The sequence below is a fragment of the Polaromonas sp. genome (assembly GCF_016185115.1).
In the GTDB taxonomy this organism is placed as follows: Bacteria; Pseudomonadota; Gammaproteobacteria; order Burkholderiales; family Burkholderiaceae_C; genus Polaromonas.
This window is the reverse complement of sequence record NZ_JACPOF010000021.1, coordinates 108,492-134,126: the sequence shown is the minus strand read 5'-3', so window position 1 is coordinate 134,126 and position 25,635 is coordinate 108,492. Positions and strand designations below refer to the sequence as shown.

The window sequence follows — 25,635 nt, the reverse complement described above, 5'->3', positions numbered from 1 at the left end:
GGGCACGAGCCGCTGAGCCATTACATGCAAGACTCTTATGAATATTGATGGTTGTGGTGCTGGTAGCTTATTTGATCCACTCCCATACTCGCATTGAAAGCAAAGGCTGCCCAATAAAAAGCAAGGAGACAAAAATGCAGAAATCCGCATGCCGGCGCCGGCTGGTGTCAGTTTTTCTTTTGATGGCCGGAGCCCTTTCGCTGGCAGCGCCGGCGCTGGCCGAGTACCCTGATCGCCCGATCAAGCTGGTAGTGGCCTATCCGCCAGGCGGTGCAACCGACGTAACGGCGCGTGCCGTGGCACAGCGGCTGAGCGAGAGGCTCAAGCAAGCCGTGGTGGTTGAAAACCGTGCAGGGGCTGCCGGAATGATAGGCACGGACTACGTCGCCAAGGCGGCGCCTGATGGCTACACCATCATGTTCACGGCGGCAGATACCCACTCGATCAACCCGCACGTCTACCCAAAAATCACCTACGACGCGCGCAAGGACTTCACCCCGGTTGCCCAGGTGGGTTCCTTGCCGATTGCGCTGATCGTCAGTCCCCAGGTACAGGCCAAAAACGTAGCTGAATTCCTCGCCCTGGCGCGCAAGAACCCCGGCAAGATGACCTACGCGTCCTTCGGTGTCGGCAGTTCCGGCCATGTGGCCATGGAAATGCTCAATATCCAGTCCAGAGTTGAACTGCTGCACGTACCCTACCAGGGCGCAGCCCCTGCCATCGCCGCCCTCATGGCAGGCCAGGTTGACGCCATGATGGTGCCGCTTGTCCTTGCGGTACCGAACGACGCGGCCGGCAAGGTCCGGCTTTTGGGCGCCGCGACGCCCACGCGATTTGCGGGTGCGCCGAATGCGCCAACGTTTGCCGAACAGGGCATACCGCTGAACTCTGCGCCCTGGGTCGGCATCCTTGCGCCGGCCAAAGTGCCGCAGGATATTGTCGAGAAACTCAACCGCGAACTGAACGCCGCGCTGCAGGATCCGCAGGTGCGTGAAACACTGATCAAGAACGGCCTGGATCCGGCCACCAGTTCCCAGCCGGCCTTCAGGGCATTGCTGGACGCGGAATATGACCGGTGGGGCAAAACCATCACCGCGGCAAACATCAAGGTCAATTGACGCCAGGCTGCATGTCTGCGCGTGGCGCGGCAGGACTTTGCACTCCTTCTCCACAACCTGCACAACGAAGTACCCACCATGAAAATCTGGCACCAGAGTTTTACCGTCCTTGAGGACTTGCCGGCCTACGCCGAAGCGCTGCGGATCCACATCAAAAAGGTTGTACGCCCCGATACGGAAGTCGTCATGCATGGCCAGCTGCCTGGCACCTACCCATCCAACTACCCCGGCACCGACCTGGGTTTCGCCGCCCTCTATCACCTGCATGGCGCGCAGTGGATCATCCAGGCGCTCAAGGCGCAGCGCGAGGGCTTTGATGCCTATGCCATGGCCACGCTTCCCAATCCGCTGATCCGCGAAATCCGCAGCCTGGTGGACATGCCGGTCATCGGCTACGGCGAAGCATCCATGCATATGGCCTGCATGCTCGGGCACCGCTTCGGCATGCTGGTGTTCATCGACAAAATGATCCCGCTGTTTCATGAGCAGATTGCGGGTTATGGATTGACCTCGCGCTGCGCCGGCGTGAAGCCGGTGGGTTTCACGTTTCAAGATGTCCTTCCCGCCTTCACCAAACCCGAGCCCGTGCTGGAGCGTTTTCATGAAAGCGCCCGTGCCCTGATCCGCGATGGTGCCGAAGTCATCATGCCGGGCGAGATGCCCCTGAACATCCTGCTCGCCAGGAACGGCGTGACCCAGGTGGACGGCGTGCCTGTCATTGACGGGCTGGCCATCACGATGAAGCTCACCGAATGTTTTGTTGACTTGCGGCAAAGCGTGGGAATGAAGCAGAGCCGGCACGGCTTCTTCGGCGACGCGCCTTCAGCGGAACGCGTCAGCCAGCTCCTGTCCTTCTATGGGCTGGACAAGCTCGGCCACTAAACCCTTCTTATTTTTTGCACGGAATACATAGCATGGCACTCCCCAAGAAAATCCTCATTCATGAACTGGGCCCCCGTGAGGGCATGCAGATCGAAAAAAACCCCGTGTCAACAGCGGACAAGATTCGCCTGATAGACCGGCTGTCGGAATGCAACTTCCACGAGATAGAAGTCACATCCTTTGTCAGTCCCAAATGGGTGCCGCAAATGGCCGATGCGGAGGATGTCGTCGCGGGGTTTAGAAAACACCCCGGTACGCGCTACACCGCTGTCTACCTGAATTCGCAGGGGCTGGCACGGGCGGTCAAGACAGGACGGCTGGATGTGGAAGGCAGCCTCAGCGTCACGGCAAGCGAGACATTTTCAAAGAAAAACACCAACCGCACCATTGAAGAAACACTTGTCGAAGCAGAGCGCCGCATCGACTCGCTAAAGACGATGAATGTCGCTGCAAAAGAGGTCAGCGTGATGGCGGCCTTCGGTTGCAACTACGAGGGCAACATCGATCCGAAACATGTGGTGAAACTGATTGAACGGCTGATCGGCATTGGGCAGGACTACGGGATTTCTGCTGAGCTGATACAGCTTGCCGACACCATGGGCTGGGCCAACCCGCTCAGCATCCGGCGGCTGGTAGGCATGGTGCAGGACCGCTGGCCTGAAAAACGCATCAACCTTCACCTGCACGACACGCGCGGCATGGGCCTGATGAATGCCTTCGCTGCCATGGAAATGGGCGTGGACGACTTTGACTCCGCGGTGGCTGGCCTGGGCGGCTGTCCCTATGCAGGGTTCAAGGACGCGCCCGGAAATATTGCGACCGAAGACCTCGTCCACATGTGCAACGAGATCGGCGTGGAGACAGGCGTTGACCTGGACAAGCTGGTGGAAGTCGCTCGTGAAGCCGAGGTAATAGTCGGCCACCCTCTGCCCGGCAAGGTCATGCGTGGCGGCATCCTGCAGTCTTACCGCGACAAGGCCGCGGCAGTAGCGGCATGACAGCACAGGCCCAGGCCGCGCGCGACTCGCAGGCCAACTATGACCGCTACATCGGCATGACGGGCGAGCCAAAGACTGCCCATACCCCGCTGGAGCGCGACACGCTGCGGCGCTTTGCGCAGGCGATCATGGACCCGGACCCGGTGTATTACGACGAGCGCGCGGCAAAGGCCTCGCGCTTTGCCCAGGTGGTGGCGCCACCGCTTTACCCTGCCCATGCCTTTCGCACAGCCGCAGGGGCGCCCGACCCGTTTGAAATATTTGCCGATAACCCGGATAGCGACGGCACCGCCGGCAACGAGGGCATGTTTTACGGCCTGCCCGAGATTCCCTCGCCCTACAAGCGGCTGCTCAACGGCGGCAATGAGCTGACCTTCTACCGCGCTCTAGCCTTGGGCGAGCGCTGCGTGGTCACGCCGCGCTATGCAGATGTCAAGCTCAAGGAAGGCAAGAACGGCTTCATCCTGCTGGTGGTCGTTGAAACCACTTACCGTACCGAACAAGGCGAAATGCTGCTGGTCAATCGCCAAACCCTGATCTGGAGATGACCGTGATGGACACGCTTTATTTTGACGACGTAAAAGTCGGACAGCGGATAGGCAGTATCGACAAGGGCACCATGACGACCACACACATCATGCGCTGGTCGGCGGCAATCGAGAACTTCCACCGCATCCACTACGACCAGCCCTTTGCAACCGGCCACGACAAACTGCCGGGCGTACTGATCAATGGATCATGGAAGCAGCACATCCTGATACAGATGATCAAGGATGGTTTTGGCCCGGGCGGATGGCTTTGGAAGCTTAACTTCCGATACAAGAAGATGGATATCGCCGGGGATACCGTACGCGGAACTGCCGAAATCACGGCCAAGCAGGAGGCCGGCGGCTTCGGATTCGTGACCCTGAAGGTGCAGCTGGTCAACCAGCATGGCGAAGTGTCTACGGCGGGTACCGCCATCGGCGTACTGCCGATCCGCGGCGGCAAAGAGGTGCCGTATCCTTTTGTAGAGGCTGCGGCGTATGAGGCCGTCCGGATGCCTGCTGATGAATGAAAACTCCGCTGCAGCGCTGACCCTTCACGACGTTTTCCTGCATAACTGCGGGCATTTTCCGCAGCGCAACGCCATGCGCATTGATGGCCACTCGATCACCTATGCGCAACTGCAGGCCCTGGTCGACCAGACCAGGAGCATTCTCTCCCCGCATGTTGCAAGAGGCGATCGTGTCGTGCTCTGGATGCACAACTCTTTTTCCTGGGTCGCCAGTTTCATTGCCCTCAATGCCCTGGGTGCGGTCTCTGTTCCAGTGAATACGCGTCTGACCGGATCCGAGTTGCTCACCATCGTCGGAGATGCCGGCGCACAGGTGCTGATTACCACGAACAGCTACCGTGGAAGGGCCTATATCGACGAGGCCATGGAAGCACTCAAGGGGTGCCAGACGACGGTGTTCTCGGCGTCCGACGACCTGCCCCCGGCTTCCTGGCCGTGCATTTCAGGTTCATCGCGAACGCAAGCACCTCTGGTGGGACCGGCGGGCCTTTTTTGCATCCAGTACACCTCAGGCACCACGTCGACACCGAAAGGGGTGATGCTGACAAATGAGGGCTACCTGCGGACAGCGGCCTACGTTGCCCGATGCCAGCGACTTACGCCATCCACAGAGTTCATCAGCGCAGGACCGTTTTTCCATTGCAGCGGCAGCATGCACGCCATCACCACGTGCCTGCTTGCGGGCAGCACGCTGACCTCGATGTCAGTCTGGGATCCTGAGCATTACCTTGACCTTGTCGAGACACACCAGTGCGACGTCTCCCACATGGTTTATTACCGGGACGTGCTCAGCCTGAACCGCAGCATTGCAAGGCATAAGCTCCGCTCAATGCGAGTCACCCATGACCTCGGTACACGCGAATACCTGCTGGGGCTGCATGACGAACTGGGCCTGGCGGGTATTTCCAACATCTATGGCATGACGGAGACCGCCGGCCAATACACGATGTGGTGTCCTGATGATCCGCTGGAAAGCCGGATATCTGCCAATGGAAGGCCGCAACCGGGAAACCTGCTGCGCCTGGGAGATCCCGAAACCGGTGAAGCCCTTCCTCGCGGGAAGACGGGGGAAATACAGATGTGCGGAAGCACACTGTCCCCGGGCTACTTCAACCGCCCCGAGGCTGACGCAGCGGCTCGCACCGCCGACGGCTGGCTTCGCTCCGGGGACCTGGGCCAGCTCACCGACAGCGGGGAGCTGGTGTACATCGCGCGCTTGAAGGAAATCATTCGTGTCGGCGGCGAAAACCTTGCGCCCGCCGAAGTAGAGCAGGTCATGCGCGACCATTGCAACCTGCCGCAGGTTTGCGTACTCGGGGTTCCCAACCTGCGGCTGGACGAAGTGCCTGCGGCAGTGGTGGTCGGTGCAGTAAATGTGGAGTGGTCTGCCGTCCTTCAGTCGATGCGCAGCCATCTTGCCGGATTCAAGATACCCAGGGAAATCTACCTGGCTGAAAGTTTTCCAACCACCGCGACCAACAAGGTGCAGCGTTCCGTCCTCAAGGAACTCATTGCAGACAGCAAGTTGACCCGCGTCGTTTGACCCAGCCCCAAAGGAGCCACCATGAGTGCAAATCCCATCACCTTGCCAGACGTTTCGGAAACCGTCATCAGGCAGCTCTGCGAGTTGGTTGGTGCAGACCGTGTACTCACCTCACTTGAAGAGCGGGTGTTCCATTCGCTTGATTTTTCGGAAGAGCCGGGCGAAATCGCCATGGCGGTCGTCAAGCCCCAGAGCGCAGAAGACGTTGCAGCGATTGTCCGCATAGCCAACGAGGCAGGCGTTGCGGTCAATACGCGGGGCGGGGCGATGTCATACACGCGCGGCCACGTGCCCGTCAGGCCGGACACCATCATGGTGGATGCAACAGGGCTCAACCGCATCCTCGAGATCAACACCAAAGACAGGTATGTTTCCCTCGAAACCGGCGTGCGCTGGCGCGAGTTGCGCGCCGCCTTGCGCGGAACAGGTTTTCGCGTGCCCTACCTGGGCACGCTGTCGGGCAACTATGCCACCGTCGGAGGGGGCCTGTCGCAAAATGCGACCGGCATGGGCAGGGTCACGCTTGCAGAGCATGTGCTGGGCCTTGAAGTTGTACTTGGCGACGGCAGGATCATGCGCACCGGTTCCTGGTCGACCAGCAACACCGCGCCGTTTTACCGCTATAACGGGCCTGACCTGACCGGCATGTTTTTGTGCGACTCGGGCGCGTTTGCCATCAAGACCAAGGTGCATTTGCTGCTGGAGCCGGTGCCCAAGGTTTCGTTTGGCTGCGTGGCATTCGAGGACCGGGTGGATCTGGTCAAGGCGCAGGCCGAAATCGCCCAGACAGGTTTGCAGACCGAAGCCTTTGCATTTGACGGCCATTTCGTCAGCGAATATGCAAAACACCCCACTCCGCCCGCTGAAGAGAAAAAGCAGATGGTCAGGCAGTTCCTGTCGGAGCACCCCAACAAGCTCAGGGCTTTTCGCAACCTGCTGCGTGCCTGGCATCCCAAGGGACTGGGGTTTTTGACCGGCCTGAAAAACGTCATGTACTACAGCGCCGAGGCGCATGACCAGGCGGCAGCGGATCGCATGGAGGGCAAGATCGCAGCCATCTGCAAAAAGCATGGCGGCAAAGCGGTGCCCACCACCATTCCTTTCGGCTTGCGCTACGGGCCATTTCTTAACGTTGGCGAAATCATGGCCAACCGGGCCGGCGAAGTGAATTTTCCGATCAACGCCAAATTCCCGGCCTCGAAAGCGGCGGACGCGATGCGCGCCTTCGAATCCTTCCTTGCCGAAAATGACGCCCTCCTGAAAAAGCACGATATACGTGTCGGCTGCAACTCGCTGCTGCACGGGCATTTCTGGGGCATTGAGCCGGTCATTATGTGGCGCCGACCGCTGGGGCCTTACCGCATGCACTACGCGACGCAAGACCGGCGCGAGCGTTCCCTCAAACTTACCGAGGACGCCTCGCGAACAGCGGCGGCGATCGACTTTCGCTACCGCGTCACGCGCATGTTCCGCGAGATGGGCTCGCTGCACGTACAGTGGGCCAAGTGCTACCCCTACAAGGATGCCCTGGAAGGCAGCACGACTTGGGATTTCCTACAGCAGTTGAAGGACATCACCGATCCCGCCCACACCCTGAACCCCGGCGTGCTGGGTCTCGGCACACACTGACAAAGGAGTTTTGTATGTGGGAAATCAAGACGCTTGACCTGGGTCAGGTTGTGCTGAATGAAAGCAGGATGCTTTACGGCTCGGAGCCGGGAAAGCTCATGCATGCACCCGTGCAGGGATGGCTGCTGATCGGGCCGAAACATACTGTGTTGATCGACACCGGTTTTCGCCACCCGGATATCCTGAAACGGCTGGGTGACCGTGCGCAAGGTGTCGAGACACCTGTGCAGCGAGTCAGGGAGCAACTGGCTTTGCACGGCCTGAAGCCGGCCGACGTCCGTTATGTGTTGCATACCCATCTGCACATAGACCACGCAGGCCAGACCGATATATTTCCGGATACGACAACCGCCGTCGTCAATCGGCGCGAACTGGAATATGCGGCGTCCGGATTATCGGGGCCGTCCTATCCGCCCGAAGACATCAAGCACATGATCGATCGCATGCACACGCCGGGCGCGTTACGGCTGCTGGACTTGGAACTGACAGGCGGCGAAGATGTCTTCGACGGCATCCATTGCGTCGCCGCAGGTGGGCATACCGAGGGCTCCATGGTGATCACGGTGGACACGACGGACGGCCCGGCCGTTTTCTGTGGCGACCTCATCTACAGCGTCAAGCACCAGTTGCAAATGCCCCGCATCCTGGATTTTGACCCCGCCGTCAGCGCCAACGTTGTCGTATCGCGGCGATCAGAAAAAGCTGCCTTGAAGCGCCTGCTGGCCACGGCTCCGCGGTTCAAGCTTTTCCCCAGCCACGACATGCCGGTTATCATTGACCGAGGCCGCGTCGCCAGCGATGTCGATGGCGAAGGCTGCGGCGCCAACGGTTGCTGGTGTCGGATGACGGAAGCCGGCTACAGGGAAGAAGAGCCTGCACACAGCGCCTGACCGTCCGCGCATCACGGCAAGGACCGTGAGCCCTCAGGCCATCAGGCCGCGGATCTTCTCCAGCCCGGAAACGTCCAGCGCCTGCACGCATGCCCACATTCCGGCAGCCTGTGCGGGTGTCCAGCCTGCGTAGGCCATGCAGGCTGAAAATTTGGTGTGCAACATATCTTCGCCCTGGGGCTCGGCAAAAGGCAACTCGAACGTTCGGCCGGCACCCTCGGGCCGGCTGGTCAATGTGATGCTTGCGTGTGGCATGCCCGGTTCATCATGGCCTGTGTTTTCGATGGCTACACATTGCGCGACTGCCAGCACCTGCGGGTCAGTCAAGGAAGATTCGTCAAGCGACTGCAGGCTGACTTCACGCCTGGTCAAAGCCAGTGCCACGAGGAAAGGGATGCTGTACTTGGCATCCTGCAGTGTCTGGGGGCGCCTGCGTTGCTCGATGGGCGTGCATAACTTGGCGGCAGTGGGATTCACCCGGACTACGACCCTTTCAATGTTCTGTACGTCGACGCCCGCCCCGAGCGCCTGGGCAGCCACGACATAGGGATGCGAATGCCTGCAGCAAGGCCAGAGCTTGAAACAGGTGTCCTGCCAGAACCATCCATGCGGTGCAAGAAGCTGAGCGGTCTGTCCGCTGTCTAGCTGGCGGCCGAAATACAGGTGAAAGAAACCCGCCTTGCCGTCCAGCGCGGTAGGCGGGCCCTGCACACCCGACCGCGCAAGCAAGGCCGCCTGAACGCCACCCATGGCGGCAAACGCAGGGTAAATGGCGCGGGCCGTGCCGCCCGCGCCTACGCCAGCTTCCTTTCCGCCGGCAGCCTGCATATAGGCAAGCCCAATGGCAGACTGCGTTTGCGCTGCGTCCAGTCCCAGCACCAGGGAGGCCGAGAGTGCGGCCGAAAAGTAGCCGAAAAGCTGCGTCAAAAACCAGTCGCTGCCCGGGCCTCCCCCGCTTGGCAACCAGATCATGCCCAGCCGGCAGGCGAGCTCGTTGCTCAGGGCAACCGCCTCCAGGACCTCGCGCCCACCGGCTGATGAAAGCGGCAAGACAGCCAGTGCAGCCGGCATGGTCACCGCCGTCGGATGGACACGCGCCATGTCGTGCACATCGTCAAAGTCCAGCATATGACTGTGCGCGGAAGCGGCAAAGGCAAACGAGGCCGGGGACAGCGCCTCCGCGCCGTCCAGTGCCTTGCGGAGCTGCCCAGCAATAGGGCTTCTGGCGCGCGCAGCAATGGCAATGCCGATGTTGTCGGCGCAGTGCAAGCGAGTTTTGCGTTCAATAGCTGCATCAAGGCCGTACGCGCGCTGCGCTAAAGCCCAATCAACGAGTTGCTTGCTGAGGCTCAAGGCAGCCTTGCGGTCAGTCGAGCTTCATGGGGTTGAGCTTGAAAAACTGCTCCCACTTTACAAACTCGCCCGCGACAAAATCCTGAAACTGCCGCGCCGAGCTGGAAGCCGGGTCCGCGCCCTGAGCGCGCAGGCGGCCCTGCATGGCAGGCAGGCTGGAGATGCGCGTCAACTCGGCATTGAGTTTGGCCACTATGGGCGCGGGTGTTCCGGGCGCGGCAAAGACGCCGAACCAAGCCACGCTCTCATAACCCGGCACGCCGGCCTCCTGTACCGATGGGACATCCGGCAGCAGCGGGTGGCGCGTAGCGCTGCTGACAGCAAGCGCCTTGAGCCTGTTGTCCTTGACATAGGGCAAGGCCTGCACAGTGGTGGCAAATGCAACCTGCACGTCATTCCTCAGCAAACCCAGCATCTGCGGCGAGCTGCCCGGGTAATTGACAGACGTGGTCTTGAAGCCCGCCGTCTGCCCCAGCAGATCCAGCGCAAGGCTGGGGGTTGAGCCGGTCCCGGCCGCACCGGAGTTGATGGCGCCGGGCGCCGCTCTGGCACGCGCGATGAATTCTTTCAATGTGTTTACGCCCAGCCCGGGCGACACAACCATCACCATGGGCGCACTGGCGACCACCGCGACCGGCGTCATGTCCTTGCGCGGGTCGTACGGCAGTTTGGAGTAGATAAAGGCATTCGTCACATTGGACGGTATGACCAATTGCAGGGTATAGCCGTCGGGCGGTGATTTGGCCAGCGCATCGGAGGCCAGGATTCCGTTGACACCAACCTTGTTTTCGACCACGACAGGCTGGCCCAGGACTTTTGACAACTCCGCCGAAATGTCGCGCGCGATCACGTCGGTGCTGCCGCCAGGCGGAAAGCCCACCAGCATGCGCAGGGGCCTTGTTGGAAACTCTTGCGCAGATGCAGGAAGGGCAGACGCCATCAATGCCGCAGCTGCAAAAGCACCCATTAAAAGCTGCCGTGTATTTCGTTTCATGATCAATCTCCTTTATGTCCTGCTCAGCGCACTCTCCGCCCCGGATGGTCCGGGCTCGAAAGTACCGCGTGCAATGAGGCGGTCAGCGTATGGTGAAAACTTTTTCAAACTGCCTGAGCGCGTCGTCCCGCATGGCCGCCTCCGGCTGGCAATAGACGCCGATGCGACGCGAAGGCTGCACGCCGGCTTTTCGCAGGTCGACCAGCATCTCCGCACGTTTGACGGCGACGGACACCGTGTCCAGAACCAGCGCGCCGTCTATCTGGGTGATGCCCGAGCGGTGTGCCAGGGTCGCGATAAACGCCGGGCTGGGGATGATGACGGATGCGCCGTCGGCCACCGCGCGGCGTGCCTCGGCGGCAAACTTGGCCATCAAGCCGTCGGGTGAAGCAAGTGCAATGGCAATTTCTTCTTCAGACGCATGAACGACGTAAGGGCCGCGCATGTTGCGGCTGGCGACACCGTAGCGCTCGACCTGCTCGCCGTAAACCTCCCACAAAGCCGGCGAGCTGGTGACCACTGCAAACAGCCGGCCCATGGTCATGGCCATGTGATACGCCGCCTCGCTGATGCCCACCACGGGAATGTCGAGCATGCTTTTACCTTCAGCCAGCGCGACATCCAGCGTGCAGCCTATCACGAAGGCGTCATAGCCTTCTTCCTGGGCGCGCATCATGTTTTTCATGGACTGCGCGTTCTGGTAGTACTGCAGTGCTTTCCAGTTTTCAACGTCGCGCAGCATGACCGGGATGCCCTCAACATGCACGTCGGTGCCGGGACGCACTACTGCTCGGCACTGGTCTTCAAGCGTCTTGCCGTATTCGTCCCAGACAGGCTCAAAACCGTAGCTGCTGGAGCTCTGGTACCAGATTTTCATTTCAAGTCCTTTGCTTTGATTTCCGGTTGCTCAGTTGGCCGCTTCAGCCCGGAGGTGCGCCGTGATGAGCGGAACAACAACGCGCCAGTCAGCGACAACGCCAAGCTGCGCCTCCTGGAAGATGTTGGCCTCCGGGTCGTTGTTGATGGCCACGATGCGGACGTTAGGGCCTATGCCGGCAAGGTGCTGCAACGTGCCTGAAATGCCCACCGCCACATACACCAGCGGCGTAACGTAATTGCCGGACTGGCCGACCTGCGAGGTCACCGGCACCCAGCCGGCATCAACAGCCGGCAGACTGCCTGCCAGGGCGCCGTCCAGCGCGCTGGCGAGCGCATCAAGCTGCTCAAAACCTTCCGGGCCGCCCATGCCGCGGCCGCCGGAAACCACAACCTTTGCCGCGTCCACGCGACGCCTGCTTGCAGGTTGCGCTTCAAACGTGGCGTTTAATGGGATTGACAAGGCACCGCACAATGTGATCTCACGCACTTGCCCGACGGTTGCATCACTTGCCTGTACAGGCACACAAGCCTCACCCGGCCGTATGCACGCAAAGCAGTGCAACGCCAGCGCGCTAAGGTCGACTTTGATGCGCCCGCCAAACGCCGCGCGGCTCGCCACGATTTGCTCGCCCTGCATCTCGATGCTTGAACACCGGCCCAATGCCGTGCCGCCGGTGCGAAAGGCCGCGCCGGCCGCGATCTCATCGGCCAGGGGAGAAGCTGCAAACAGGAACAATGACGGCTTGTTTTTGGCCGAGTCCTGCGTGGCGTCGGACAGTACCGCCAGCAACAGATCCAGCAGTTGTCCGCCTTGCACCGGCTGGATCAGCGATTCATGCGAGACGAGTAATACCGACGACGCGCCCGCTGCAAGGAGTTTTTGTGGCATGGCGGCCTCACCCGGCGAACCAAGCACTATGGCGTGCACCTTGCCGGGCATGGACGCAGCAGCGATGCGCCGCGCCGAAGCCAGCAAGCCCGCCGAATCGCCGGCCTGCTCGTCACCGGGAATGATGACAACAAAGGTATTCACATCACTCATATCAAAGTGGGCTTCGCGCTGAAGCCCCGGCATTGAGGAGCCGGCCCAGAAAGTCGGCCACCGCCCTGGCCTGTTCGTCTTCGGTGCCCGGCACCATGCGGCAAGGCACCTCATTACGGGGTTTCGCAACGACCGCTGTTACCGAAACCGCACGGCGAGTGGGGGACCGTTGCGACGCCGCGAGTGATGGCATCTGCACTGGCTCGCGTTTGGCCGCCATCACGTTTTTCATCAGCGGGTAACGCAGGCGGTTGGATTTGGCGTTAGTCATGCTCGCGACTATCGGACCTTGAGTGTTTATGCACTCGCGCGCGCTTGACCGCTCCCTCACAAACACAAGGCCATCTCCCTGACTGTGGATTTCCTGGGCCAGCGCCACGAAGGGGCGGTCCAGTGCCTGCGCCAGCGATGGCGCGAAAACGCCGTCATCAAAATCGCCAAACTCGCGGCCAACCAGTACCAGGTCCACCGGGCCGGATTCGCAAACTGTGGTGGCGGCCAGTTCAATAGCCAGGGCCTGGGCGTCCCAAAACCTTTCCTGTGATATCACCACGCCTTGCAGGCTCGATGGCCGGTACGCAGACACGGCGTGCAGCAGCCCCGCATCGGCACTATCGCTGGCAACTATGCATCGCAGGTGGACTGAGGCGTCTGCGTCACGCAATTTCAGGGCGCACTCGAGGGCCGCCTCGTCAAAGGGACTGAGCTTTCGTGCCACTGCAGGGCCTTGTACCGCGCCATCCAGCGGCAAGCCGAGTTCAGTGGCGCGCCATTTGACGTCGGCGATGCCCGCCACCAGCACTGCAATTCGAATGCTCACGCTGCGATCTCAGACCGATGCGCCGGCAGTCTCGACCAGGCGGGCAGCCTGTTTGCCAGGTTGGGGCGGGGATTCCGCCAACGCCGTTTTCGCCGCGATGCGCCCGAAGATCGCGGCCTTGCCCAGCGACGTGCCGGTCATGTAAGCCCCGCCGTGAAAGCCGCCCACAACTTCACCCGCAGCAAGCAGCCCGCCGATGCGGTCGCCAAAAACGTCCAGCACATGCATCTGGGCATCTATGCGGAGGCCGCAATAGGTGCCAAACACCACGGCGGTAGACGGATAGGCGTAAAACGGACCGGTTTCGACGCGCACCAGTTCGCCATGATGGTGTACCAGCGCCTTGCGATCGAAGTCGGGGTCGTGCCCTGCGTCCACATAACCGTTATAGGTGTCCAGCGTACTTTTGAGTACTTCGTAAGGAATATCTATCATCTGCGCCAGCTCCTGCAGCGTGTCTGCCTTGAGCAGGGTGCCTTCTTCGAGCCGGCGGTTGAAATCGAGAATCTTCACGCGGTCATCGCCGCTATCGAAGATGGGCTGGTCAAATACCTGATAGCTTGTGTGGTCGCTTTGCTTCATGACCGCGTCACCGAGGAGCTTGTAGGAAAGCGATTCGTCAACATAGCGCTTGCCTTCCTGATTGACGATGACTGCGCCCTTGTAGGCTGCCAGGCAACTGTGGTCATTGGTCATGTCCACGGGGTGTTTGCCGTAGGTGCCTTTGATGTGTGCCATGTCGCGCAAGTCGGCACCCAGTTTCCAAGCCATGCGCAAACCGTCACCGACGTTGCCGGCGCCGCCAACAAACACGGCCTCGGCATAGTGCGGTGCAAAACGGCGAACCATCTCCTTGTCCTGGCAAAAACCCCCGCTTGCAAGGATTACTTTGCCGGATACCGCAACCGTTTGCGTGCCCGAGGGCGTTTGAACGCGCACGGCCTCGACCAGCGCGGTCAATTCGTTATAGGCAAAACGCTCGGCGCGGGCCGACAGCATGACAGTGACCTTGCCCGTCGCCTTGCAGCGCGCCTCCAGCAGACGTATGGTGTCCGCAGGATCAAGCGCGTGGGCACGCGGCACCGACTGGCCTGAAAGCGTCGCCACTATGGGGCTGAACTCCACACCGTGCGCGCACAGCCAGTTGTAGGTTTCCAGTTGGTTGTCGACATAGGCCTTGATCAGGTTTTCATCGCCCTCCTGCTGGCCTACCTCGCGCAGGTCTTTGGTGAGCAGTTCGTTGGAGTCCTCGATGCCGTTTTTTTCCTGCAGGCCGGTCCCGGCCAGCGCCAGGCAGCCACCGCTCATGGCCGAGGAGCCGCCCGTGTAGCCCATCTTTTCAAGCAACAGTACTTCGCGGCCGGCTTCTGCCAACTCAAGCGCGGCGCAAAACCCCGCCATTCCGCCACCTATCACGAGCATGTCTGTGTGCATTGTCATGTTGCCGTCCTTGTAGGTGCTGCCATCCCGCCCGGCTTGCGGGCACGTGCGGGTAACGCAATGGTGGCCGGGGAAAACCCGGGGAAATTCAGTCGACCGTGATTTTTGCGTCGCGGATCACTTTGCCCAGGCGATCGTATTCAGAGCCGACGAAACGGCTGAGTTCCTGTTGGGTGGTGTAGGCGGGATCAAGCCCCGCCTTGAGCAGGGCCTCGCGTATCTGCGGTTCCTCGCTCATGGCCTTGAGTTCCGCATTGAGCCGCGCTGCAATATCGGCCGGCATCTTGGCGGGGCCGAGCACGCCCATCCACGATATCCACGAACCAACACCCTGCTCTGTCATCGTCGGCAAGTCAGGCGCTCCGGAGAAGCGCTGCTTGGCAGCGACGCCCAGGATTTTTGCTTTGCCCGAACGATGATGCGGGAGAGCCACAACCAGCGGCACAAAAAGTGCGTCAACCTGCGCACCCAGCACTGCCGTCATGGCGGGAGCTGCGCCCTGAAATGGAACGTGGGTCAGGCGTGCGCCGGTTTCCGTCTTGAACATCTCCATTGCCATCTGGCCGGAGCTGCCCACGCCCCATGACGAATAGGTCAGGTTAGATCCCGGCTTTTTGGCTTCCTCGATGAACTGCGCCAGGCCGCCCGGATGTTTTTCCGCGTTGACGACCAGCACAAAAGGCACGTAACCAACGATGCTGATGTCTGTGAAGTCTTTTCTCGGATCGTATTTCGCAACCTTGGGGGATGCATGCGGACTCACCAGATAGGAGTCTGCAATAAAAACAAGGGTATACCCGTCCGGCACCGCCTTCACGGCAGCATCGGTGCCGATCAGACCTGTGGCGCCGGCGCGATTATCGATAACCACCGGCTGTCCAAGGCGCTCGGAAAGCCGCTTGGAGATGATTCGAGCAACCGAATCGGACCCCCCGCCCGGAGGCCAGGGAACAATCATCTTGATCGGTTTGTCCGGATAGGCGGCGATCGCGGCGCTTGCGAATGTGGCCGTGGCAAGAAGGGCCGTCAGCGCGCGCACAACTCTCTGCTTCAAATCGAAACTTGAGGGCATGTCTGTCTCCTTTTATAAGTCTTGGGCTTCTCTGCCTCTGTGGAGTATCAGCGTGTCCTCAATAAGCTACCATCGCCGCAACCATGAATATTCATAAGAATATTGCATGTAAACGATACGGAGCGGGGTGTAGACCTTCAGCAAACCCGTCACGACGAGCCAGAATCCAGCAAGTGAGGGACAGACCCTAGTCCGCTCCCGACAACAGAACCGTCGGACTAATACCCGTTGCTGCGACTAGCTCCAAGCAAGGGAAATCACAACGCCTCATCGTACGGAATGCTATTCATCCTTGCGCCGCACGCAGCTTCGCAAAATCGACATACCAGTCGAGACTGCCCGGGTTGGCCATGGCGTCGCGGTTGATGACTTTTTCAATCGACTCGCCCAGCAGCAGCTTCTTGATGGGCAGCTCCTGCTTTTTGCCCGACAGGGTGCGTGGAATTTCAGGCACCGCAAAGATCTCGTTGGGCACAAAGCGCGGGGACAATGCGGTTTTGACGGCGTTGTTGAGTTTTGTTTTCATCGCGTCGTCAAGAGCCATGCCCGGGCGCAGCACCACAAACAGCGGCATATAACTTTCGCGCCCCAGAAACTCCAGGTCCACCACCATTGAATCAAGCACTTCGGGCAGCGCCTCTATCGCGCTGTACAACTCGCTGGTGCCCATGCGCAGGCCGTAGCGGTTGATGGTGGCGTCGCTGCGGCCATAGATGATGCAGCTGCCCTGCGGCGTGATTTTGAGCCAATCGCCATGCCGCCAGACGCCGGGGTACATGTCGAAGTAGCTTGAGAGGTATCTCTGGTTGCCCTGGTCACCCCAGAAATGGAGCGGCATGGAGGGCAGGGGTTGTACACACACCAGCTCGCCGACTTCATCAATCACCGCCTCACCTTTTTCATTCCACGCCTCTACTGCGCAACCGAGAACGCGGCATTGCATTTCGCCCGGGACGACTGGTAGCTCGCGATTTCCCGAAATGAAAGCTCCGGCAAAGTCAGTACCGCCCGAAATGTTGCACCACCAGATTTCAATGTGGAGTTTGCGGAATTCTTCAGTCCCCCAACTCTGCGCTTCGGGCGAGAGTGGCGATCCGGTCGCGCCCAGCGTGCGGGTTTTTGAAAGATTACCGCAGGCAGAAAGATCAACGCCCGCCTTCATGCAATTGGCATAAAACGCCGCACCCGCGCCGAAAAAGGTGACGCCGGTGCCTGCCGCAAAACGCCACAGCGTGGTCCAGTCGGGCTGGTCTTTGTTGCTGCCTGCGGGGTTGCCGTCAAAGATGCAGGTGGTCGTGCCGTTGAGCAAGGCGCCTGCCTGCACGTTCCACATGATCCAGCCGGTGGAGCTGTACCAGAAAAAGCGCTCGGGTGTGCCCTTGCCCGCAGCGCTGGGGGCTACGTCGTTGTTCAGGCGCAGCAAGGCCAGCGCCACGATCATCACGCCGCCATGGCCATGGACTATGGGTTTGGGCAAACCGGTGGTGCCGCTTGAATAGACGATCCATAGCGGATGGTCAAAGGGCAGCCACATCGGCTCGAACGCCTGCGTTTGGGCATTGCTGCTGGCAGTTGCGTCGGTGAACCGGGTGCTGCCTGCCACCACACCTACCGTGCCGAGGTTGTAGTGGACGATGACATGCTGCACGCTGGGGAGGGCGGCGCGCAGTTCGGCCACGACAGCAGTGCGGTCCATGTCGCGACCGCCATAAGTCACCCCATCGCAGGCGATCAGGACTTTGGGTTCTATCTGCCTGAAACGGTCAAGGACAGAGTTGGTGCCCATGTCGGGCGCGCAGACACTCCAGACGCCGCCTATGCTGGCGACAGCCATGAAGGCAACGATGGTTTCCGGGATGTTGGGCAGGTAGGCGGCGACCCTGTCGCCGGGCTCAACGCCCTGCGCTTTCAGATGCAGGGCCAGCGAGGCCACCTGACGCTTCAGTTCAGGCCATGACAATTCTTGCGGTGCAAGGTCCGCTGCCAGGCTTTTCTCGTTGTGGCTGACCAGCGCGGGCAGGCCAGCCGCATGGGCCTTGCCCGCATGGCTGAGGATGTGCTGTGCGTAGTTGACCTGCGCGCCCGGGAACCACTCGGCACCCGGCATCTGTCGCTTGCCGAGCACGGCGCTGTGCGGCGTGGGCGACTGCAGGTCAAAGTAGTCCCAGATGCTTTGCCAGAAGGCATCCAGATCTGTCGTCGACCAGCGCCACAGGGCGTCGTAGCTGTCAAACGAAAGACCGCGGGCGTCGCGAAGCCAGTTTTGGTAAAGGCGGATCTGCGGAATATCAGGTGAACTCATGCACCCGAGGTTACCCGCATGTCAGGCGATCAAGAATCGGGAATTGCCCGAAAAGGGAGTGCTTGCTCAATTTCGCACAGGTGTGCTAATATTGGCTCATGGACGCAAAAACCCAGAAAAGCGAGATGACCCGCACTGCCATTGTCGGCGCGGGGATTGACCTTGCGTCTGCTGAAGGGCTGGAGGCCATCACGCTGCAGGCGGTGGCTGACCGCATTGGTTTGTCCAAGAGCGGAGTGTTCTCGCGCATTGGCTCGCGAGAGGCCTTGCAGAAAGCGGTCATTGAAGAATATGGCCGGCGCTTTCTTGCAGATGTGTTTGTGCCTGCCATGCAGCAGCCCAAGGGCTTGCCGCGCCTGGACATGATTGTCCAGCGCTGGATTGTGCGCATGCGTGACGTGGAGGCCAAATCGGGCTGCATTTTCTCTGCCGGGGCGTTCGAGCTAGACGACCGCGAGGGCGAATTGCGCGACATGCTTTATGCAGAGGTCACGCGCTGGCGTTCTGCCTTGCGGCGCACGGTGATACAGGCCGTCGAGGCCGGTCATTTGCAGGCTGATCTTGATGCCGACCAGTTTGTAGGCGAGATCAGCAACCTGGCGCTGGGCATGATTCATGACGCACGCTTTTTGCGCGACACCACGTCGGCAGAGCGCGCCAAGGCCTCGTGGACACGCCTTTTGAGAAGTTACCGCGCCTGAATTTGCAGGAGGGGGGTAGTGGGTTTTGATGTGTTTTCGCAGGTGTAAATTTCGCACAACCGTGCGATAAAAGGAGAAAGTCATGCTGGTTTTATTTGTGGGCTTGGGGGTTTACGGAATTTTTCGTGCTGGCAAGGCTGCGCTCGCATCGCTGCGCAGCCTGCCGCGCAGCAACGAGGACTGGGTCTGGTACTGAGCAGGCAGACGACATGACACGCACATCGCTTGATGCCACCTCGGATTTTTACAGCGCCAGCCGCATGACGCGGCTGTTCCGCTTTGGCCTTGCAGCTTCAGAGCGCATCTGGCCTGCGCTGGCTGTTCGCGCGGCCTACCGCCTCTTCGGCACACCCTTGCCGCCGAAATGGATCAACCGCAGGCGCCAATGGCCCGCTGACTGGAGCATTGAGCAGTGGCCGTTTGAAAACGCCAGCGTTACGCTCTATGCGCCGACCAGCAGCGCGCCCGACCGCGTGGTGCTGTTGCTGCATGGCTGGGGCGGACATGCCGGGCAGATGCTGGCGCTGGCCGATACCTTGCGCCGACAGGGCCTGTTGCCCGTGATTGTGGAAATGCCGGCGCATGGCCGCAGCGATGGGGCCACCAGCAACCTGCCGCAGTTTGCGCGTGCACTTGAGTATGTGGCCGCACGCCTGAAGCAGCAGGGTTATGCGCTGCATGGCGTGGTGGCGCATTCGCTGGCTGCCAACGCCAGTGCCTATGCTGCCAGCCGTGGCCTGGACATCGGCCGCCTGGTGTTGATCGCGCCACCGGCATCGCCACTTGAATACACACGCCTGTTTGCCAGGGTCTTCGGCCTGCGCGAGACCACACGCGCTGCCATGCAGCGGCGCATTGAGGCGCGTGAGGGCGTTTTGATGCCGCAGTTCGAGCCCCATGCCGTGGGCGCACGCATAAGCCTGCCCACGCTGGTGGTGCATGACAGGCAGGACAGCATCAACCTGTTTGCCGACGGCGTGGCCTACAGCCAGGCCATAGACGGCGCACGGCTTGTGGCAACCGAGGGCCTGGGACACAGGCGCATCCTGAAGGATGAAGCCGTGCTGCGCGAAGTGGCGGCCTTCATGGCCTGAAGTCCCGCCGTCGCCGCCTTCCTTGCGCGGGCCATTCTTTGCTTTTAGGATGTACCCATCAACAACGAGGAGTGGGCGATATGGGAATGCTGGACTGGACAGAAAAAAGCGGCGACGTTTTACAGCAGGGCGGCGTGATTGCGCCTGACGAACGCCTGCCGTGGCCACAAACGGCGGTCATGGGTGTGCAGCACGTGATCGCCATGTTCGGTGCGACGGTGCTGGCGCCCATACTCATGGGCTTTGACCCGAACATCGCCATCCTCATGAGCGGAATAGGCACACTGATCTTTTTTGTCGTCACGGGCGGCAAGGTGCCCAGTTACCTCGGCTCCAGCTTCGCCTTCATTGGTGTGGTGATTGCAGCCAGCGCCTATGCAGGCAAGGGGCCCAACACCAACCTGGGTGTCGCACTGGGCGGCATCATTGCCTGCGGTGTGGTGTACATATTGATAGGCGTGCTCGTGCAGGCAGTTGGCACCGGCTGGATAGAACGCTTCATGCCCCCAGTGGTCACAGGCGCTGTTGTTGCCGTGATCGGCCTGAACCTGGCAGGTATTCCAATCAAGAACATGGCATCCAGCAATTTCGATTCGTGGATGCAGGTGGTCACATTTGTCAGCGTGGCGCTGGTCGCAGTGATGACGCGCGGCATGGTGCAGCGCCTCCTGATTCTGGTCGGACTGGTTGTGGCGAGCGTGATCTACGCAGTGCTCACCAACGGCCTGGGCCTGGGCAAACCGATAGACCTGTCAGGCATCGCCAGTGCGGCGTGGGTCGGCATCCCGGGTTTTGCGGCGCCGGTTTTCAGCGCCAGCGCCATGCTGCTGATCGCCCCCGTGGCCATCATCCTGGTGGCCGAAAACCTGGGTCACATCAAGGCCGTGACGGCGATGACCGGAAAGAACCTGGACCAGTACATGGGCCGCGCCTTTATAGGCGACGGCATTGCAACCGTGGTGTCGGGCAGCGCAGGCGGCACCGGCGTGACGACCTATGCAGAAAACATAGGCGTCATGGCTGCGACCAAAATCTACTCGACAGCTGTGTTTGTCGTGGCGGCACTGATCGCCATCGTGCTGGGCTTCAGCCCCAAGTTCGGCGCCCTGATCCAGGCGATTCCGCTGCCCGTCATGGGCGGGGTGAGCATTGTGGTGTTCGGCCTGATTGCGGTGGCTGGTGCGCGCATCTGGGTCGACAACAAGGTTGATTTTTCCGACAACAAAAACCTGCTGGTGGCGGCCATCACGCTGGTGCTGGGCACTGGTGATTTCACGCTGAAGTTCGGCCAGTTTGCGCTGGGCGGCATTGGCACCGCCACCTTCGGCGCGATTTTGCTCTACGCCCTGCTCAATCGCGGCAAGTAAACCCGGGCAAAGGGGCTGGGGTCAGGACTTGTTCCTGGCCTTTTCAAGCTGGGCCTTGGTCGCGGCCAGCTCGCGCTCAAGGTCGGCGCGTTCGTCGATCTCCTGCGCGAGCACCTCGTTGACGTCGGCGAGCTCCTGCGCAGTTTCGGTGATGCGGGTTTCGAGCTCGTCTGTTTTGATCAGCGCCTGCGCCACTTCGCCAACCTGTGCGTGGTCGGGTATTTCCTGTTTCAGCACGGCATTGATGACGACCAGTTCGGCGGCGGACTGTTCGACGACATCCTTGACGCCTTCATTCTGGTCCAGTGCGCGCTCCAGGGGCGTCGACGCCGGGGGTGTTGCGGTCTGTTGTGACATGGGTTCAAGCGTGGTTTGCGGGGCACTAGGATAACAAAATAGTATTTAAGGGGCTTTCCGGCCCATCGGGCCAGGCGGGGTACTGCTTTTGGGCGCCGATGCGCCAGCTGCCGGGCCGAACAGCTTGCCCAGCGTTGCACCGATACGTGCGCCTATGGCTGTGCCTATGCCTGGCAGCACCGCCGTCCCGACAACCGCGCCGGCCACCGCACCCGGCGGTACGCTGACCTTGACATCCGTGGTCGGCCCGCTGATCCTGAGCGGCACACCCACTATGCCGTCAACAAGGTCAACCGCCAGCTCCGCATCAATGTGCCGATTGAAGAGTTTTGCGTTGCCCGATGCACTGAGCGAACCGGATTTCGCACGTATGTCCCTGAAATAACTCACCATGCCGTCAGGTGTGTTCTGCGTTTCCAGCAGTCCGGTCACAGAGTCCAGCGGGGTCTGGCCCGTGTGGTCCTTGCCCAGGGTCCTGACCGCCTTGTCCAGGTCAAAGCGCAGGAGCTTGCCGGGCCCCATGACAAAAGGCGTTTTGGTATTGAGCGACTGCGCCAGATTCAGGACCGTCCCGCCCTCGGCAGACAGGGTGGTGTCACCACTGGCCAGACCGGAGATGGTCGGCCGGCGGTTGAAGGCCGACAGCGCACTGGCGACTTCCACCTTGTCGGGCTTGAGCCGCCCTGTCAGTTTCATGCGTCCGCCGGCAAGCTCCTGCAGGCTGACTTCACCATTGGCCGTCCCGCCGCCCACACGGATATCTACTGCCCAGCGGTCTTCATCGCCACTGCGGGTGAGCAATAACTCGGCGGGCGGATTGACGCCAGGCCTCCTCAATGCGGCGGCACGCGGACGCCAGTTCACATCGAAATCGACCTCACCGTCATAGATGACCGGTATGCCGCGCCGTGATATCCAGGTCACGTCGCTGAAAACAAGACGCGCGAGTGGCAACGCATCAACCGTCCATTGCCCGTCGTCTCCTGCAAAAGTTTCGCCGTGGGCTCCGAGGCTGCGCAGGGACATTTGCGGCACGACCGCCCCGGTGAGGGTGACCTGCCTGAACCTGACACGCCTGCTCCAGAGCGCACGCAGATCCGGATAGAGCACGAGGGACTTGAACGTGATGGGTTGCTGACTGGCGACAGACATCTCCTGGACCATCACCGCGGGTGAGGGAAACAGGCGCCACTGCACAGTGCCAATACGAACTTCTGCGCCCAGGGCTGCCCCGAGTTTGACGGCCGCAGTGTTCGCCAGCTCTTCATCAGAGGGCAGAAGACTGAAAAGAATGGCAACTGCAAAAACCAGTACAAACGCAGACGCGACAAGGCCCACAAGCCATTTGCGTCCGCGTGTCATGAATGGTGTCTTCTACGAGCCATTGCTTCCAGCATAAAACGGCGCAGGGCCCCCATGGGCGCGACAACAGGCTCGCAGCCTGTAGGCAGCCGCCTTATAGTTGTAACCGACTACACCGCACCACCTACCCCAACACCCCATGCCCATCTGGAAACAAGCCATCTCCGTCGAGGTGCTGACCGCAAATTCCGTCAACACCGCTGTGTCCCATCTGGGCATTGAGTTTCTGGAGGTCGGCGACGATTTCATTCGCGCCCGCCTGTCTGTCGATCACCGCACGGTACAGCCCTACGGCCTGCTGCATGGCGGCGTGTCGGTGGTGCTGGCTGAAACGCTGGGCTCCTGCGGCGCAGCTTTCGCCGCTCCGCCGGGGCACCGCGTCGTGGGCCTGGACATCAATGCCAACCACCTCAAAAGTGCATCCAGCGGCTGGGTGACCGGCATCACCCGGCCGGTGCATGTAGGCCGCAGCACCCAGGTCTGGGCCATCGAAATTACCAACGAGGCAGGCGAGATGGTTTGCGTGTCGCGCCTGACCATGGCGGTGTTGGTGCCAAAATAGATGCTTTCTCATGCTATCGTGGCAAAGTCGACTCCAGCACATGGTTCGGCCTGAAGCAAGACAAACAGATTCGGGATAGAGCCGGTGAGTTCGGAACACAAAACAAACGTTGATCACCAGGTCGTCCAGGATTTCGGCGCGGAATGGAGCCGGTTCGACCAGACCAGGCTGTCGGGCTCAGACCAGCAAAACCTGTTCAACGATTATTTCCGTGTCTTTCCGTGGGCGAATCTGCCTCCCGATTCGGTCGGCGCGGACATCGGTTGCGGAAGCGGCCGGTGGGCGGTGCTGGCGGCGCCCCGTGTAGGCCATTTGCATCTGGTCGACCCCAGCGCAGAGGCATTGAACGTGGCGCGGCAAAACCTGAAGGATTGCGCCAACACCACCTTTCATGAACGGTCTGTGGACAACCTGCCTTTTGCGCCGGCCAGCCTCGACTTCGCCTATTCGCTGGGTGTGCTGCACCATGTGCCCGACACACATGCGGCCATGGTATCGATACGCAAGGCGCTCAAGCCCGGCGCCCCTTTCCTGATCTACCTTTACTACGCGTTCGATCAGAGGCCGTGGTGGTTTCTGGGCCTCTGGAAAGTCAGCGACATGTTCCGCCGCGTCATCTCGCTGTTGCCCAACCCCCTCAAGAACTTCTGCTGCGACGTCATCGCCGTGACGGCCTATGTCCCGCTGTCGCGCACCGCCTGGCTGCTCGACAAGATGGGCATACTGCCGGCGTCCTGGCCGCTGGCGGCTTACCGGAACATGGGCTTTTATGTTTTGCGCACCGATGCGCTGGACCGCTTCGGTACACGGCTGGAGCAACGCTTTTCCCGCGGCTCCATCCAGAAAATGCTCACGACGGCCGGGTTTGAACATGTCGAGTTCTCGACAGGCCAGCCATTCTGGTGCGCCGTCGGGTTTACCAAAAAGTAACTTCCGCGCTATTTCTGGCCGGCGTTCGCCAGCCTTTCGCTCTTCCAGTAGACGTCATCGCCGCCATTCATGCGGTTGAGCACGCGCGACAGCACAAACAGCAGGTCGCTCAGGCGGTTAAGGTACTGGCGCGGTGCGTCCTTGAGTGTTTCTTCGACGCCGAGCGCGACAACAGCACGCTCGGCACGCCGGGCAACCGTGCGGCACACATGGGCCAGCGAGGCGGCGCGTGATCCGGCTGGCAGTATGAATTCGGCCAGGCGCGGCAAGGTGGCGTTGTGTTCTTCCAGCGCCGCATCAAGCAGGGCCACGGCTTCAGGCTTGAGCAGCTCGAAGCCTGGGATGCTGAGCTCCCCGCCCAGATTGAACAGCTGGTGCTGCACTTCAACCAGCAGCTCGCGCACGCCATCGGGCATTTCTTCACACAGCAGCACGCCTATATTGGAATTGAGCTCATCCACATCACCCATGGCGTGAACACGCAGGCTGTCCTTTGAAACGCGGGTGTTGTCGCCCAGCCCTGTCGTGCCGTTGTCGCCGGTGCGGGTGGCGATCTGGGAAAGTCGGTTGGCCATAAGAATCCACTTGTCGGTTGAAATGAAATGCAGGGGCGGCACGCCCGTGCAAAGGCAAGAAAATGTGTCCTTGTGCGTGATGATGTCAGCGGGGAAACATGAGGAAAGAGTGCTGGCAAAGCGCCATTCGATGGGGTCGAATGGCCTTTTCCAACTTTCAAGAGGATGATTTCGGATGACACTTTCCACCGCCAGCATTTCCCAAGGCTTGCCGCCAGATTCCCCGGCTGCGTCAGCGCGCCAGCATCATGTCCATTCTATGCCCGCCCTCTATCAACCAGCGGTCCGCACCATGGCGGCTTGCGGCTTTGCCGCTGCGGCCATACTGGCCGCAGCAGGCGCAGCCCATGCACAGACAGCAGCACCGTCCAGACCGGCAACGCCGCCAGCCACGGCGGCAGCCAGCGGCGGCGGCACCGCAGCAGTACGGCAGGCAACCAGCACAGAGGTGAATACGGCCTTTGACCGTGCCGACGACAACCATGACGCCCGCCTCACGCGCGCGGAAGCCGAGCGCTTTCCTGAAGTATCCAGACGCTTTGAACAGATAGATACCAACCACGACACCTTTATCTCGCGCGAAGAGTTCGCCAAAGCTGTCACAGGTTCGCCCTGACCGGCTGGCCAAATCCGGCTTCACCGCGGCCCCTCAGGCTGCGGCCATCTTC

At 60.8% G+C, this 25,635-nt stretch carries 25 protein-coding genes; 14 read left to right on the top strand and 11 right to left on the bottom strand.

The features are described 5' to 3' along the window. The first annotated feature begins 134 nt into the window (after window positions 1-134). The 8 genes from HYX42_RS16035 to HYX42_RS16000 all read left to right on the top strand — a co-directional run bounded on the left by HYX42_RS16035 (window position 135) and on the right by HYX42_RS16000 (window position 8,117). A complete protein-coding gene (locus HYX42_RS16035) occupies window positions 135-1,118 on the top strand; it encodes a tripartite tricarboxylate transporter substrate binding protein (protein WP_293404808.1) in 984 nt (327 codons plus the stop codon). A 78-nt stretch (window positions 1,119-1,196) separates the two neighbouring features. Beyond that, entirely contained in the window at window positions 1,197-2,000 is an 804-nt protein-coding gene (locus HYX42_RS16030) for an aspartate/glutamate racemase family protein (RefSeq protein WP_293404806.1), read from the top strand. A gap of 32 nt (window positions 2,001-2,032) precedes the next feature. After that, window positions 2,033-2,998, top strand: coding sequence for a hydroxymethylglutaryl-CoA lyase (locus tag HYX42_RS16025; protein WP_293404804.1), 966 nt, complete (start codon window positions 2,033-2,035; stop codon window positions 2,996-2,998). Continuing rightward, window positions 2,995-3,546 carry a MaoC family dehydratase N-terminal domain-containing protein gene (locus HYX42_RS16020; protein ID WP_293404802.1) on the top strand — a complete coding sequence of 184 codons (552 nt, stop codon included), beginning with the start codon at window positions 2,995-2,997 and terminating at the stop codon, window positions 3,544-3,546. The genes HYX42_RS16025 and HYX42_RS16020 overlap by 4 nt, the downstream gene beginning before the upstream one ends. Before the next feature lie 5 nt (window positions 3,547-3,551). Then, on the top strand, window positions 3,552-4,055 hold the full coding sequence (locus HYX42_RS16015) for a MaoC family dehydratase (RefSeq protein ID WP_293405436.1): 504 nt from the start codon (window positions 3,552-3,554) through the stop codon (window positions 4,053-4,055). Next, window positions 4,048-5,598: a class I adenylate-forming enzyme family protein gene (locus tag HYX42_RS16010; RefSeq protein ID WP_293404800.1), complete on the top strand. Its 1,551-nt coding sequence runs from the start codon at window positions 4,048-4,050 to the stop codon at window positions 5,596-5,598. The genes HYX42_RS16015 and HYX42_RS16010 overlap by 8 nt, the downstream gene beginning before the upstream one ends. A gap of 21 nt (window positions 5,599-5,619) precedes the next feature. Further along, window positions 5,620-7,227: an FAD-binding oxidoreductase gene (locus HYX42_RS16005; protein ID WP_293404798.1), complete on the top strand. Its 1,608-nt coding sequence runs from the start codon at window positions 5,620-5,622 to the stop codon at window positions 7,225-7,227. Window positions 7,228-7,241: 14 nt separating this feature from the next. Beyond that, entirely contained in the window at window positions 7,242-8,117 is an 876-nt protein-coding gene (locus tag HYX42_RS16000; protein WP_293404796.1) for an N-acyl homoserine lactonase family protein, read from the top strand. Between the two features lie 33 nt (window positions 8,118-8,150). Here HYX42_RS16000 and HYX42_RS15995 read toward each other — a convergent pair whose 3' ends face one another. The 8 genes from HYX42_RS15995 to HYX42_RS15960 form a co-directional block, all read right to left on the bottom strand. Further along, entirely contained in the window at window positions 8,151-9,470 is a 1,320-nt protein-coding gene (locus HYX42_RS15995; RefSeq protein WP_293404794.1) for an MmgE/PrpD family protein, read from the bottom strand. A 13-nt stretch (window positions 9,471-9,483) separates the two neighbouring features. Beyond that, window positions 9,484-10,464, bottom strand: a complete 981-nt coding sequence (locus tag HYX42_RS15990; protein ID WP_293404792.1) for a tripartite tricarboxylate transporter substrate binding protein — start codon at window positions 10,462-10,464, stop codon at window positions 9,484-9,486. A gap of 82 nt (window positions 10,465-10,546) precedes the next feature. After that, window positions 10,547-11,341 (bottom strand): aspartate/glutamate racemase family protein, encoded by a 795-nt coding sequence (locus tag HYX42_RS15985; RefSeq protein WP_293404790.1) that lies wholly within the window; start codon window positions 11,339-11,341, stop codon window positions 10,547-10,549. A 30-nt stretch (window positions 11,342-11,371) separates the two neighbouring features. Beyond that, a complete protein-coding gene (locus HYX42_RS15980; protein WP_293404789.1) occupies window positions 11,372-12,385 on the bottom strand; it encodes an electron transfer flavoprotein subunit alpha/FixB family protein in 1,014 nt (337 codons plus the stop codon). Window position 12,386: 1 nt separating this feature from the next. After that, window positions 12,387-13,205: a hypothetical protein gene (locus HYX42_RS15975; RefSeq protein ID WP_293404787.1), complete on the bottom strand. Its 819-nt coding sequence runs from the start codon at window positions 13,203-13,205 to the stop codon at window positions 12,387-12,389. Window positions 13,206-13,214: 9 nt separating this feature from the next. Further along, entirely contained in the window at window positions 13,215-14,645 is a 1,431-nt protein-coding gene (locus HYX42_RS15970; protein ID WP_293404785.1) for an FAD-dependent oxidoreductase, read from the bottom strand. An 88-nt stretch (window positions 14,646-14,733) separates the two neighbouring features. After that, window positions 14,734-15,684 (bottom strand): tripartite tricarboxylate transporter substrate binding protein, encoded by a 951-nt coding sequence (locus tag HYX42_RS15965; protein WP_293404783.1) that lies wholly within the window; start codon window positions 15,682-15,684, stop codon window positions 14,734-14,736. Window positions 15,685-16,003: 319 nt separating this feature from the next. Next, window positions 16,004-18,019 carry an acetoacetate--CoA ligase gene (locus HYX42_RS15960; protein WP_293404781.1) on the bottom strand — a complete coding sequence of 672 codons (2,016 nt, stop codon included), beginning with the start codon at window positions 18,017-18,019 and terminating at the stop codon, window positions 16,004-16,006. A 98-nt stretch (window positions 18,020-18,117) separates the two neighbouring features. Here HYX42_RS15960 and HYX42_RS15955 point away from each other — a divergent pair, with 98 nt between their 5' ends. The 3 genes from HYX42_RS15955 to HYX42_RS15945 all read left to right on the top strand — a co-directional run bounded on the left by HYX42_RS15955 (window position 18,118) and on the right by HYX42_RS15945 (window position 21,181). Beyond that, a complete protein-coding gene (locus HYX42_RS15955) occupies window positions 18,118-18,720 on the top strand; it encodes a TetR/AcrR family transcriptional regulator (RefSeq protein ID WP_293404778.1) in 603 nt (200 codons plus the stop codon). A gap of 209 nt (window positions 18,721-18,929) precedes the next feature. After that, the gene (locus HYX42_RS15950; protein ID WP_293404776.1) at window positions 18,930-19,814 is read left to right on the top strand and encodes an alpha/beta fold hydrolase; all 885 of its coding nucleotides are present in this window, start codon (window positions 18,930-18,932) and stop codon (window positions 19,812-19,814) included. An 80-nt stretch (window positions 19,815-19,894) separates the two neighbouring features. Beyond that, window positions 19,895-21,181 carry a solute carrier family 23 protein gene (locus HYX42_RS15945; RefSeq protein WP_293404774.1) on the top strand — a complete coding sequence of 429 codons (1,287 nt, stop codon included), beginning with the start codon at window positions 19,895-19,897 and terminating at the stop codon, window positions 21,179-21,181. A 21-nt stretch (window positions 21,182-21,202) separates the two neighbouring features. On the opposite strand, the gene HYX42_RS15940 is transcribed toward HYX42_RS15945, so the two are convergent. Together HYX42_RS15940 and HYX42_RS15935 are read right to left on the bottom strand one after the other, a co-directional pair. Beyond that, a complete protein-coding gene (locus tag HYX42_RS15940) occupies window positions 21,203-21,538 on the bottom strand; it encodes a hypothetical protein (RefSeq protein ID WP_293404772.1) in 336 nt (111 codons plus the stop codon). A 45-nt stretch (window positions 21,539-21,583) separates the two neighbouring features. Further along, entirely contained in the window at window positions 21,584-22,900 is a 1,317-nt protein-coding gene (locus HYX42_RS15935) for an AsmA-like C-terminal region-containing protein (RefSeq protein WP_293404770.1), read from the bottom strand. A 139-nt stretch (window positions 22,901-23,039) separates the two neighbouring features. Here HYX42_RS15935 and HYX42_RS15930 point away from each other — a divergent pair, with 139 nt between their 5' ends. Further along, window positions 23,040-23,462 carry a hotdog fold thioesterase gene (locus tag HYX42_RS15930; RefSeq protein WP_293404768.1) on the top strand — a complete coding sequence of 141 codons (423 nt, stop codon included), beginning with the start codon at window positions 23,040-23,042 and terminating at the stop codon, window positions 23,460-23,462. An 84-nt stretch (window positions 23,463-23,546) separates the two neighbouring features. After that, window positions 23,547-24,392, top strand: a complete 846-nt coding sequence (locus tag HYX42_RS15925) for a class I SAM-dependent methyltransferase (protein WP_293404766.1) — start codon at window positions 23,547-23,549, stop codon at window positions 24,390-24,392. A gap of 8 nt (window positions 24,393-24,400) precedes the next feature. On the opposite strand, the gene HYX42_RS15920 is transcribed toward HYX42_RS15925, so the two are convergent. Further along, window positions 24,401-24,967, bottom strand: coding sequence for a cob(I)yrinic acid a,c-diamide adenosyltransferase (locus HYX42_RS15920; RefSeq protein WP_293404764.1), 567 nt, complete (start codon window positions 24,965-24,967; stop codon window positions 24,401-24,403). 259 nt (window positions 24,968-25,226) lie between these two features. Here HYX42_RS15920 and HYX42_RS15915 point away from each other — a divergent pair, with 259 nt between their 5' ends. Next, window positions 25,227-25,583, top strand: a complete 357-nt coding sequence (locus HYX42_RS15915) for an EF-hand domain-containing protein (protein WP_293404761.1) — start codon at window positions 25,227-25,229, stop codon at window positions 25,581-25,583. Window positions 25,584-25,635: the final 52 nt, after the last annotated feature.